The organism is Ulvibacter sp. 2210JD10-4 (assembly GCF_058148525.1).
Map to the genome: position 1 here is coordinate 51630 of NZ_JBYVJZ010000005.1, position 13398 is coordinate 65027.

At 36.0% G+C, this 13398-nt stretch carries 7 protein-coding genes; all 7 read right to left on the minus strand.

Translation table 11 applies throughout. The features are described from left to right. Window positions 1-64: 64 nt before the first annotated feature. Window positions 65-2935 carry a M16 family metallopeptidase gene (locus tag ACY2RT_RS12115; protein WP_490156184.1) on the minus strand — a complete coding sequence of 957 codons (2871 nt, stop codon included), beginning with the start codon at window positions 2933-2935 and terminating at the stop codon, window positions 65-67. Window positions 2936-3368: 433 nt separating this feature from the next. After that, window positions 3369-3746, minus strand: a complete 378-nt coding sequence (locus tag ACY2RT_RS12120) for a hypothetical protein (protein WP_490156185.1) — start codon at window positions 3744-3746, stop codon at window positions 3369-3371. A 231-nt stretch (window positions 3747-3977) separates the two neighbouring features. Further along, the gene (locus ACY2RT_RS12125; protein WP_490156186.1) at window positions 3978-6491 is read right to left on the minus strand and encodes a T9SS type A sorting domain-containing protein; all 2514 of its coding nucleotides are present in this window, start codon (window positions 6489-6491) and stop codon (window positions 3978-3980) included. A 32-nt stretch (window positions 6492-6523) separates the two neighbouring features. Beyond that, the gene (locus ACY2RT_RS12130) at window positions 6524-7750 is read right to left on the minus strand and encodes a Kelch repeat-containing protein (protein ID WP_490156187.1); all 1227 of its coding nucleotides are present in this window, start codon (window positions 7748-7750) and stop codon (window positions 6524-6526) included. A 5-nt stretch (window positions 7751-7755) separates the two neighbouring features. Next, window positions 7756-8859 (minus strand): T9SS type A sorting domain-containing protein, encoded by a 1104-nt coding sequence (locus ACY2RT_RS12135; RefSeq protein WP_490156188.1) that lies wholly within the window; start codon window positions 8857-8859, stop codon window positions 7756-7758. A 145-nt stretch (window positions 8860-9004) separates the two neighbouring features. After that, window positions 9005-10678, minus strand: a complete 1674-nt coding sequence (locus ACY2RT_RS12140) for a serine hydrolase (RefSeq protein ID WP_490156189.1) — start codon at window positions 10676-10678, stop codon at window positions 9005-9007. A gap of 2 nt (window positions 10679-10680) precedes the next feature. Beyond that, window positions 10681-13290: a T9SS type A sorting domain-containing protein gene (locus ACY2RT_RS12145; RefSeq protein ID WP_490156190.1), complete on the minus strand. Its 2610-nt coding sequence runs from the start codon at window positions 13288-13290 to the stop codon at window positions 10681-10683. Window positions 13291-13398: the final 108 nt, after the last annotated feature.

The window sequence follows — 13398 nt, forward strand, 5'->3', positions numbered from 1 at the left end:
TTAAAGGTATCAAAAAAAAAGGACGCCAATCAGCGCCCTTTTTTCAGAATATTAAAACTAATATTTACATTTTAACATCTTCCAACTTAACTTCTTCTCCTTCTCTATCCAATAATTTCACCTCGTCAAAGTCCATGTTTTTAAACTGAGCAAATTGTGTAGCTGCATCTCCTACAACCAAATATGCCATTTTAGATTCATCTAAGTATTTATTAGCCAATGCCTTGTGCTGCTCTAAGGTCATCCCTTTTATGATCTGCTCTTCGCCTTCTATATAATTTGAAGGTAGATCATAGTTGCTCATTTCCTGTAACATTCCTAAAAGAGAGAATTGTGTTTCGAAACGTCGTGCATTGGACTTGATCAAAGCATTCTTTGTAAACTCCAGATCTTCTTCCGGGATACCTTCCTTATAATTCGCGATCTGATCTTTAAATATCTGTACAGATTCTCCTGTAGTATTGGTGCGAACACTAGACGAAGCTGTAAACTTTCCGGGAATCTTACCTCCATTAAATCTGGTACGAGCTCCATAAGTATATCCTTTTTCTTCACGAAGAATCAGATTTACATTCCCTGAGAATGATCCTCCCAGTTTATAATTCATCACTTCAGCAGGATAAAAATCCTTGTCTGTTCTTGGTAAAGCGATATAACCAATATTTATTACAGATTGCTTTGCATTTGGAATGTCTACAAAATATAAAGATTTTTTATCCCGGTTGTTCTCAGCAGGATAATCTGGAATTGTAACTTCTTTAGCAGCCCATTTTTCTTCTAATCCTTTTAGGTTTTCTACAGTAGTATTCTTGTCAATTTTTCCTACAACATGGAATGTACTCACAGACGGTGAGAAGTTTTTATTGTAGTAATCTTTTAGATCGTCTATAGTAAGTGCTTTTACATCTTCTACAGTACCGCTAATTGGGTAACTGAAGATATGGTCTTCTCCATACAACAATTTATTGAATACCCGTCCGGCCACATCATTTGGGTTTGCCTGTGAACGTTTAATCTGATTGATCGTTCTTGTCTTAATACGAGCAAATTCTTCTTCATCCCAACGTGGTTCCAATAGGATCTCTTCTATTAGTTTCATGGTCTTATCAAAGTTTCTTACTAAAGTGTTCCCTCTAATAACAATGGATTCGTTTGTAGTGAACATGTTGATGGTTGCTCCCAATAATTCTATTTCTTCTTCCAATTCTAAGGGAGTTTTATTGGCAGTACCTTCCATCATGATATCAGTCATTAGATTTGCCACTCCATTTTTATTTTTATCATCCAGTAGATGTCCTCCTTCAATCACTAAGCTGAAATTAACTGTAGGGATCTCATTTTGTGCAATACCATACACTTCAATACCATTAGATAAATTAGCCGTCCAAGTATCCGGAATACTCAATGCCGGAGCTTCTCCTTGTGCAGGCTCTATGGAACGGTCAAAATTTGAAGGGGTTTTAGCTATTTCTTCATTACTATCTATCACTGTCTTGGTAACATTCTCTTTAATTTCTTCTTCAACCACAGGAGCTTTAAGAGAATTTTCAGCAATCAGTTCTATTTGCCCTTTTGGAACAAAGCTCGTCATTACAAAAGGTTTGTCTTTGATGTATGTATTATATACGCGTAGTACATCTTCTTTCGTTACTTTTTTTATGTTTTGTATATCTTGTTCAATAAATCCGGGGTCTCCGGCAAATACATTGTATTGCGATAATTGAAAAGATTTACCTAGTACACTACTAATTCCATTATAAAATTGAGTTTCCAACCCAGCTTTAATACGCTCAACATCACGGTCCGTAACACCATCTTTTTCAAACATGGCAAAGGCTTCAAAAATACCTGCTTCAACATCTTTCAGGCTTTTACCGCTATTTGCTGTGATACTAATTTGGAACTCCCCGGCTAATTGCTGGTCATTATAGTATGCATTGGTCTGAGAAGTTAAATCCTTTTCTTTTACCAGCACCTTGTACAAAGGAGCCCTCTTTCCGCTTGCTAAAATTTCAGCCAAAAAATTCAGTGCATATGCATCAGGTGTAAACTGCTCTGGAGCCGGCCATACCATATTCAATTGGGGAGCTGTAGCAAAGTTATCTTCATGGTAGAACCGTTTTGTTTCTTCAAGAGTTACTGGCTGTGGCTTTAAAGGTTCAACTTCCTGGCGGCGTTTGATCTCTCCGAAATATTTTTCAATTAATGATTTGGCTTCTTCGGTTTCAAAATCACCTGCTAATACCAATGTAGCGTTATTTGGCCCATAAAACTTATCATAAAACTCACGAACATCGTCCACGGTCGCATTTTGAAGATCTACCAGTTCTCCTATTACCTGCCAATTATATGGATGACCCTCCAGATATAGATTTTTGTCCAACACCCAATTTGTGTGTCCGTAAGGATTGTTGTCCACACGTTGTCTTTTTTCATTCTGAACTACTTCCTGTTGGTTATAAAAAGCAGATTCGGTAACGGTATTGATCAAATACCCCATGCGATCGCTTTCCAGCCACATAATCATTTCCATTGCATTTTTAGGAACTACCTCATAGTAGATCGTACCATCTTTCCATGTTCCTCCGTTTAGGGTTCCTCCTGCATCCTGAATCTTTTTAAAGAACTGGTCCTGCCCTACATTTTCAGACTCCTGAAACAGCATGTGTTCAAACAAATGTGCAAATCCGGTTCTTCCGGTCTTTTCACGATTAGATCCTACTCCATATTGAATGGCCAAAGACACAATAGGGTCGCTTTTATCCTGATGCAATACTACATCCAAACCATTTTCCAATTCATATTTCTCGAAATCAATAGATAGTTTTGCAGTTTTTTCTACACTATTCGTTGTTTCATTGTTACACGAAATTGTAACAAAAGCCAATGCTGTTAGTATAACAACATACGCTTTAAGGGATTTTTTTGATATCATTTTTGATTGATTTTAATAAGAGCACTAAATATACAATCGCTACGTATAGTGTTTTCTTAAAAATGTGTTAAATGAGTAATGGAATAGCCTGTTTTTAACGGTTTAACAAATTATTTCTAACCACAAAATCCATCTTTTAGTGTTATTTGTAAAAAAACAGGGTTTTTCCTACCGGAAATCAGGATTTTTCCTCTTGGTTCAAAGGAATATTTGTTGCATTTTTATAAAAAGCAAACAAATTATTATTCACGGAATATATATTTGCTATGAAAAAAGTGATACACAAATTGCTGTTAGCGATTATTAACTTTGTTGTTGTTGTATTTTTTCCACATGATTACCGAAGTAAAAGAAATCAAGCTGAGACTAAAAAGAATGAACATTAGCATGTTTGCCAATTATCTGAACGTATTTTTAAATGTTATTTACAAAATTAAGGTAAATCACCAACCGCAACAGTCTGACCCAAATCAAATTTACTAGGTCTAGGAAGTGGTTTTCCTACTTGCCCAACGACCAAATGAGGCTTTTTAACACCTACTGAAAAAACATAATGCCCAGGTGGTAACTCCGGTTGAAATTCTTGTGGAACCAATTGTACAATATAAAATCCATCTGGCCCTTCTTTTACACTTTTAACCTTTCGCTTTGATGCATGGGCATGGTTTAAGCTCGCCAGATGATAGATACTAAAATTGGACGCTTTTAATTTTTTAACAGGGCTGCCTTCTTTTTCGGTTGAAACAGAAACTAACATAAGAAAGTTTTTGAACAATGGACTGGCTGCTGCCGAAACAATGAGTCTTTTCATGATAAATAAATTTTAGAGTTTTTAGTTTGCATTTATAGAAATTAAATATACAAACATGCAAAAACCTAAAATAGAGTGATTTAACCCAAATTCAAAAGGGGTTTTTCCCATTTTTTTCACAATGAAGAATATCTACTAATGGTAACATTAATGAATGGATCTACGAATATTTTGAGCAAGTTATTTCACATTTTAATTTTTTATCAAAGCTCTCTTTAACCTATAAAAAGACTACTTCACAATTATTCGTTTTACACCTTCAACTTTTTCGTTTCCAATACGTATAAAATAAATACCCGATGATACATATGACATATCCAGGTCATATTCATATCCTTTGCCATTTTTATTTTCTAATCTATAGAATGCAATTATTTGCCCTTGCATGTTGAATACCGAAAGGTTTAACTTATCTGTAATTGTTTTTGTGTTTAATAACAATTTAAATTGATTATTTTCTTGATGTAGAACGACTAGCTTCCCATGATCGTCCATATTATCTTCAATATCAAGAATAAAGTTATCTACCGTTTCTATTCGTGTATTATTTGCTCCATCTCCATCATTGTTCAAATTTGTTGTGGCACTAATTTCGTAAGCACCTATAGCAGACAAGTCAGCAAGGGTAGTAAAACTATAATTAACCGTTGCACTTGGCAGAAGGGAACCGCTGTAAGTTTCAACAATAGGAGTACCCCCATTTATAGTATATGAAATGTTGAAATTTGATTGTACTTCGGTTCCAAAGTTTCGAATAGCAACAGTAACGGTTTCATTTCCAAGACCTTGACCACTCACAGGCGAAATTATATCACTTATTCCTATATCATCTGCAAAAGCATGAGTTACTTCTTTAATTTCAATGTTATTGGCAAGGTCTTCATCACCTGCTAGATTTGTAGCTACTTCAATAGAATAGGTTTGCCCTGGTGTAGATAGGTCTATGGGTGTTGAGAAAACATGAGTGGCAGAAGTAGCAGAAGGAATTGTACCCGTAAAGATTTCCGAAGTGATTAGAGACCCATCTACGGTAAGTGACACCGGGATATTTGATTGATTAGTGATGCCGTAATTAAATAGTGTTACCTGAACAATTTCACTAGCTGTTAATGCTCCGCTATTAGGTGAATCAATAAGAACCGCACCAACGTCTGTATTGAGTGTTGGAGCAATATCAAAAACACCAACAACTGCCTTTCTGGTTGGGTTCATATAGGAAGTAATATGCCAAAAAGTACGATCGTTCACAGGATCAACATCAATTTTGAAGTAATCTCCGTATCTAATAGTAGTAAAGTTTGCGCTTCCATTAGCAATGAGTTCTTCAGCAACAGTCATTGTGTTTAACGGGTCATTGGCAAATCGTCCCGTAAAGTATGAGCTAACTCTTATTGGATTTGGATCGTTTGGATCTACCGTCATAGCCGAGTAACCCATTCCAATATTCCCTTGACTATCCATAATTAAACTTGCGCCCCAAGCGTGTTTGTTTGGTGATAAGTGAGTACCTTCTTGGTAAAGTGTCCATGGCTGTCCATCGTCAGACTGACGTAATTCACACCACCGTACCCCTGCCCTCTCCCCGGTACCGGCATCTGCATCTACCACAAAATTGAAAACTACAGAATTATGGGTTTCAAACTTTCTATACTGCGCTTGATTCATGATCAAAAGCGTTAGTGCGTCCATGTCTACAGGACCACCGCCAGGTTGCGTTAAATTGTTAAAACTACCTCCATCAAATACAGAGATGAAAGGAGTTAGTGGTAATTCTGTAGGTGACGAAACAAAAGAGTTTTGAGGATTTTGCCAATCCACATCAACACTCCAAAATTTTAAATGGTCATCATTTACGCCTGCCCAAGCATCGTCTTGATAATAAACTACAGTAGCCGGACCATCTTCCGGAATATTGTCATCACTTATGTTTAGAACCTGGTGTCCGTTAAACTGAAACGTTTGAAAACCCGGTAAAGGAAATCCAATGATTTGAGCGTTAGGATTCCCTACTAACATTTGATCTCGCTCCATTACCCACACTTTATTACCAATACTCCTGTTATCAGTTAGATAATAACCATCTCGCCAAACGGATAGTTTTTGATAATCCCTAATCTGTGGGATATTATAAACATACCATCCGGTTAACAAAGGGTTTGTGCTTGTCCCATCAGATATTGCTACTTGAGCACCTAAGTTCAAGCCATTTAAAAAAGAGACAATCCAACGTTGTGCTACTTTATCATAGGACACCGTCAGGTCGCAACAACCAGAACTAGGAAAGATACTTGGATTTGGGGGCATTTGTGAAGACTCTGCTACTCCATTTTTGTTATAAATTATAAAACCTGTATTATAGACAACAAAAACATGATCTGGCCCTACTGCAAGTGTAGGATCCAAAGGATTAGAGTTTGCTGTTACAGCATCAAATACTAAACTTGGCGCTCTTCCATTCAATTTTTGGGTTAATGGGTCTGAGTTTCTGGCAAAATAATCATCTTCTGTTTGAGGATCCTTTCCCGGAATAACCTTTGCTCGTGAAGATCTTCCATCTTTAGCTTCTTCACTCTTCTCAATATAATCAGGTAATTCGGCAAGTCTTGAATGAATGGAAGGAACATAGGTCATTGAAGCAACTTTACCCACATACGTAGGCTTTGAAGCCTCAGTGATTTGCGCTTTTAATCCAAAGCCAGTAAAGAGAAAAAAAGAGCACACTAATATGATTTGAAATGTTTTCATAGCTTTTTATTTTTTTAATGAGTTTGATGGTACTATTCTTTAATGATCTTACCATTAAACAAATGTTTTTCATGATCATTTATACTGAAGAAATAGTGCCCGGCTTTTAGCTCAGAAATATGAATTGTGGTTTTCAGTTTTTTTCCTTCTGAACGAATACCGGAAACCTTTTTAACCATTCTCCCTTTGATATCATAGATACTAAAGGTCAAGTCTAAATAAGTGTCTAATAAATCTGCTTCCACTGTAAATCCGCTTGATACAGGATTTGGATAGATTCCTATGGGGATATTCACTGGGAGGTTTATTGATAAGACCCCTGGGTTAAAACAGTTTACTGCAGCAATTCCATCGGTAGCAAGGTTCACTTCACCTCCTCCAATAACATAAATGAGGTTGTTAAATGAGGCAGCTGCGGAAAAGTTTACATTTTCCGGCATTGCTACACCTTCTGTCCATATATCGCTTAATGGATCATATTCAAGAACATCTATCCCATTTTCATTGCCAAATACATACATCTTATTCTGAATCACTCCTGAGGATATTCCTAATTTTGTAAAAGGCATGCTGGCAATTGGAGTCCAATTATTTGTGGCAGTATCGTATACTTCAGCAGAACTTAAGCTCACTACTCCGGCAGATAAAAAATATCCGCCAACTGCATATATTTTATCATCTATAACGGAAGCTGTAAGTCCGGACCGTACCTGATTCATTGTTGATACTGCTGACCAATCATTAATTCCCGGATCGTATATATGATGTAAATTCAAAGCAGCGGTATTGGCTCCTCCAATAAGATGAATCTTTCCATCTAAAGCTACGGAAGCTGCAGAACCTCGCTCAACTAATAAGTCTTGAATAGGTGACCATACATTAGCAACCGGATCATAAGAATATGCCTTTCTAGTTGGGCTAAAAGGAAACGGATTTAAAGATTCATAACCACCCATGGCATAGATCTTACCATCCAGAGCTTCCAAGGACGCTCGCCAGACTGAAATTGGATATGGTGCTAAAGACGTCCAACTGTTTGAAACCGGGTCATACATTTCAAACACGTTACTTATTGTTCCACTGGCATCAGTACCTCCAAGTACAAAGATTTTTCCATCCAATACGGTAGCAGCATCAGTTATATCTTTACGAGCAGTTGGCATATCGCTTTTTGCTTCCCATATATTCTGAGAGGTCATGATATTTATGAACATAAAAAAAAAGAAGGTGTGCGATAATTGTTTTTTACTAACTAGCATAATTCTTAATGTTTAATAATTATTTTCTGAACCGCTTTCACACCTTTTTTAACAGCTGTCATAAAATATAGCCCTTCACTTAACCCATATGCATCCCAATTAATTGTTTCAGAAAGGTCTATTAGCGCAACCCGAACACCTATAGCATTATAAATTTCAAGAGATTTATAGTTTGAAGTTATTGTTCTATTGAAATTAAATTTATTACCAATAGTTGGTGTAACAAACACTTGATTGTTATTGTTTTCTTCAACAGAAAGCGAAACATCCCTCAATACCACAGCAACAGGTGTCATTAATCCGCCTCCCGAAGCATAATCTCCAATAAAGTTTCCGCTACTATCAAATTCTTTTACAGAGTTTGTTCCCTCGTCTCCTATAAGAAAGTTTCCATTTTGTAATCTTGTGAATCCTTCAACATGGAACAAGCCACTTATAAATGTTCCCAGATGATTTCCCGTGGGAACATCATACCTTTCAACTGTTCCAATATTCCAATTAAGAACATACATAATATCGGTATCATTATCAATATATAAATTTGTAGGTCCGTTTAGGCTTGTGTTTGTAAAGACTCCTTGATCATTACCATTAGAGTCGAATTTTCGAATAAAACTACCATAGTAGGAAGAAACATATAAATTTCCAGCAGTATCCCAATCCAAACCAATACTTCCTGAAACGCTAACACTAGTAAAATTATCTACAAAGCTCCCGTTAAGGGTATAGCGTTTTACAAGTCCATTAGCCTGCCATTCCAAAACATATAATAAATTATCGGGACCAATCTTCATTCTTGTTGGTCCGGCAATTCCTGTAGCAAAGTTGTCTATATAAGCTCCTGTTTGTGCATTATATCTTGTAATCCTATTAGCATCTATATTTGATATAAGCACAGTATTATCTTGCTCAAGGAATACTATATCCTGAGGACCAGCTAACTGCTCATCAATGAAGATTTCAGGATTTTCACCGTTTACATCATATTTAATTATTTTATATGTCGAAGGGGTCATACGATCACCTGTATCACATACATAGATTAGTTTATCTTGTGAAAACAATACAAGTGCATTAAATAAGAACGTAATTGTTATAAGTAATTTCATGTTTTTTTTCATTATTCTGTTATTAATTGTTTTGAAATAAAATGTTTTCATAATCTATTTTTCAATTAGATTTTTGGTTTAAATTTTTGAGTTCTCTTTCTGTTTATCATAAAGTCAATATTATTTATATTACTAATTAAAATTTTCATTGAAGTTCATTTAACCACTGGTGAATAATTAAATTTAAAGCACTTCCTGGTCCTACCAGATTATCTATTGCGCCTTCATTAGTAAATAAAATATACCCTACTCCGCTTTCAGGATTTATCTCTGTAATATGTGTCACTACACCGGCACCTGTATGACCGTACCAACCGGCATTTACTGCTGCTTCTCTCCATATTAATCCAATATTAGAATTATAAGGAAGATCATTATTTACCGGAGTGGTCATTTCCAGTAATTGCTCAATAGATGAATCTTGTAGTATCTGAGAATTATTGAAGGTTCCATCATTAAGCATCGCCAACATAAGCTTTGACCAATCTTCGCCAGATGTATGCATCATCAATGCGGGATAAAACCAATAAGAAAAGGGCTCTAATGGATTACTATTTGTAGGGTCCAGATAGATATCTGCAACGTTCCCTTGGTCCAAATCCGGATAATAAAAACTAGAATCATTCATTCCCAGTGCATCAAATATGTTAGTTCTCGTATAATCGTTGTAGTGCATACCAGATAATTCTTCAACAAGAAATCCTAATAATGTAATTCCAAGATTTGAGTTTTTAGTTAAGTTTCCAGGGTTAATATTTAGCCATATTTGTGAGTTGTAAACTGGGCTTCCCGGTGTTAATACATCTTCAATCATTGGGTGCAATTGAATTGCCAAATTGGGGTCTTCCAAGTTTAAAACCAAAGGAGTTATTTCTCCAGAATTCGGATGCGCTAATGAAGCTGAATGCTTCATTAGCATTCTGGCTGTTATAACTGTAGACGGAAAATTGGTGTTTCTTACACTAAATGGTAAATAATTACTTACATCTGCATCCAAATCCAATCGACCAGCTTCAACCTGCTGCATTACTGCTATAGAAACAACTAATTTGGAGATAGAAGATGACATATACAATGTTGACTTATCGGTAATTTTGGTTTGCTCATGATCATAATATCCCGAGCCATATGTGTAAAACGATTTTCCATTTTTTACAACTGCCAAAGAAGCTGAAGGGACTAAAGGATTATTTACTACAAAGTCATCTAATACCTGATTTATATCTGTTGTGAAAATGATAAAATCATCTTCACTTTCAACAATTTGACATTTAATCTCAATTTTTATTTTGGCTGTTTGAGCAGATTCTGGTATAATTACTTTAATTAATGTTGACGAAAATTCTTCAATATTGGCTTCTAAGCTTCCAAACGTAACAGAAACATCTTCAAAAACATCTCCAAAATTCTCGCCTTCTATTGTAACTATATCTTGTGCAAGTCCTCCTCCTGCCGACATCTTAGTAATAATAGGTGCATCAGGCTTCAAAACTTCAAAGTCTGACTCACTTACTCCTTCATTACTTCCAACAGTTACGGTAATTTTACCAGTAGTTGCTTCAAGGGGCACCAAGACCTTTATTACTGTAACTGAAGCTTCAACTATTTCTACCAAAGCACCATTAATAGAAACAATATTATCATGTATGTCAGCTCCAAAATTTTCGCCGATAATTGTAATTACATCCTTACACTGTCCTGAAGAAGGGTTAAATGATAATATCTTTACACCTGTTTCATCTTGCACTATTGTTTTTTCATCATTTGAACAGCTTATGAAAAAAAATGATATAAATAAAAGGAATGTTATTATTTTCATAACTATTTTATTATTAGTTGTTTTAAAGTTGATTTTCCTTCAGTAGTTAACTTTATAAAATAGTTGCCTGACTGAAATTGTTTAGCATTAAAAGAAAATTTGTTAGATCCGGTTATCAAATTCCCAGAGTAAATAGATGCTAGTTTTTGCCCTAAAACAGAATAGATCTCAAGAGTGGCTTCTTCCAAGGTTTCATTAGAATTAATCTCTATAGTAACCATACCCGAAGCCGGATTGGGATAAACTTTAAATTTACTAGCTTCAATGTTAAGGTCCGTAACTGAAAGCGGGTCATTAACAAAACTTCTTTCCCAAATTCCGTGTCCGTGAGTAGCAATACGAAGTTTTCTATTAGAAGGAGAAACATTAAGATCATAAATCATGGTTGCTTCGGGTAGTCCTTCACTAAAAAGCTCCCAGGAGTTTCCACTATTTTCAGAAAAATAAACCCCGAGATCATTTCCAACATAAATATTATCAGAGTTTAAAGGGTCTATGGCAATAGTATTGGTAGGAAGGTTAGGTAACCCATTATCAATATTAGACCAAGTAGCACCACTATCTATAGATCTAAAAACATGGCCTGCGGTACCAAATCCCGAAAAAGTGACATAAACTATATTGTCATTTATTGGATCAAATTCAATATCCTTATAGACTCTTATTGGAAGATTAAGGTTGGATATAGTAAAAGTTTGCCCTCCATCAGTAGATTTAAAAATATGTGGAACGCCTCCCACAAATGGATCCGGGGCAGTTGCCACGAATATTTTATCCGGATTGAGAGGAGAAACTGCAATAGTTGTGATGACATTTGTACCATCTACAGGCTGAGCAGATGTTGCCGTCCAATTTATACTACCACCCTCAGAATTCTTATAAAGAAAAAGTGCTCCGGCATATATAATATCATTATTGGAAGGCGCGACTTCGTATGGTGCAGAAAAGGCTCTATTCTCATTTGGTATATTAGGAGCTATAATAAAAAATGATGCTCCTCCATTTAACGATTTTCTCATATTGAGTCCTTGGGTAGATGCAAACACAATTTGATCATTATCAGGTCGCACTGATGCTGACATACCATCTCCTCCCGTAACTCTAAACCACGCTGGTTCCCCCCTGTATACATGAGTTCCATTATCCTGAGTCCCACCAATACAAAAATCAGGATTACTGGCTGAACTTCCCATATTAGAATAGAATTGAGTTGTTTGTAAACCTCCATTATGGGTCACAAAGGTTTCTCCTCCATCAATTGATGAGAACACACCTCCATCCGTAGCAAAAAATATACTATTAGGAACTAGCGGATGGTAATAAACAGCATGAACATCTGAATGTACATAATCATCTGCTCCTTCCGGAAAATCAACAGAAACCTGCCCCATAGTCCATGAATTGGTCGCTTTTTGAATGAAGTTTACTCCTGAATCGGTAGATTTCCATACTTGAACACCTACATTAATAATCTCTGTAGGGTCATCGGGATTAATAGCAATATCATGTGAGTACCATCCTTGAAATTGCGCAATATTTTGATTGTTAATATTTGACCAGGTATTTCCTGCATCAGTAGATTTAAAAACACCTCCAGGTGTCGTTGTGCCAGTATTAAACCAACTTACTTGTATAGATGCATATAATGTATTAGAATTTGATGGGTCAATTGCCAATTTAGCATTTCCAGACCAGGCATTTAACAAACCCGGGGCAAGAAGTTCATTAAAAGTGTTTCCTCCATCTGTAGACTTGAAGATCCCACTAAGGTTAGGGTCTAAAGCATTATTAAAATTACCTTGAGTTACATATATTATGTCTCCATTATTTGGATCAATTTCCACATCAAAACAATTTATTTGGTTAAAGACCAATACCCAGGTATCACCGCCATTAAGGCTTCTATATAAACCATCTGAAGTAGCTGCGTATATTTCGGAAGAATTTTGGTTATTAATTTCAATATCCATAACACCTTTAATACTACTCATGTTAAACTGTAATACTTGAGACCATGAAATTCCACCATCCATCGATCGCAATATGCCAATGCCATAAGTCCCTCTTGTAGCTCTGTTAATAGTCCCTGGTTCGGCTAATCCAGTACCATAGGTTTCTCCTGTTCCAATGAAAATGATATTAGGATCATTTTGATCTATTGCAACAGATCCTACTCCTAATACCGGAAATCCCGTGGGAATATATTCCCAAGCAAATCGTCCGACACCTCGCGAGGTTGTTTTCCACAAACCTCCACTTGCCGAACCTGCAAAAATAATATCGGGATCTGTAGGATGGAACGCAAGAGATAGTGTTCTTCCTCCTATGTTTTCGGGCCCTAAACTCTCCCATCCTCCCCCAAAAGACCTGGGCCTATTTTTTTCCATTAATTTCTTTTCTTCATAAGCCAAAAGATACTTTTCGGTAGGTACTGTCTCATTAGGATACGCTCTTTCAAAAGACCACATATCCAAACTTTTTCCGGCACCCGAAGTTTTGATAGCCGCCTCTGTTTCAAAATTTTCACTATGTATTGTTGTTTCCCATTTTTTTGTTAACAAAAACAGAAACAACAGCATAGCTGAAATCAATAGTATTTTTCTTTTTTTCATATAACATTCTTTTACCTCAATAACCCTTATTGGGTTTTCCATTATTCTAATGGTTAAGTATATATTTGTCTATTTATGCATTTCTAAACTTAGATAATGCTTTCTGTT

Bases quoted from the DNA above. Each gene is read 5' to 3' on its own strand.
- ACY2RT_RS12115 (WP_490156184.1), bottom strand. From the start codon at position 2,935: ATGATATCAAAAAAATCCCTTAAAGCGTATGTTGTTATACTAACAGCA.
- ACY2RT_RS12120 (WP_490156185.1), bottom strand. From the start codon at position 3,746: ATGAAAAGACTCATTGTTTCGGCAGCAGCCAGTCCATTGTTCAAAAAC.
- ACY2RT_RS12125 (WP_490156186.1), bottom strand. From the start codon at position 6,491: ATGAAAACATTTCAAATCATATTAGTGTGCTCTTTTTTTCTCTTTACT.
- ACY2RT_RS12130 (WP_490156187.1), bottom strand. From the start codon at position 7,750: ATGCTAGTTAGTAAAAAACAATTATCGCACACCTTCTTTTTTTTTATG.
- ACY2RT_RS12135 (WP_490156188.1), bottom strand. From the start codon at position 8,859: ATGAAATTACTTATAACAATTACGTTCTTATTTAATGCACTTGTATTG.
- ACY2RT_RS12140 (WP_490156189.1), bottom strand. From the start codon at position 10,678: ATGAAAATAATAACATTCCTTTTATTTATATCATTTTTTTTCATAAGC.
- ACY2RT_RS12145 (WP_490156190.1), bottom strand. From the start codon at position 13,290: ATGAAAAAAAGAAAAATACTATTGATTTCAGCTATGCTGTTGTTTCTG.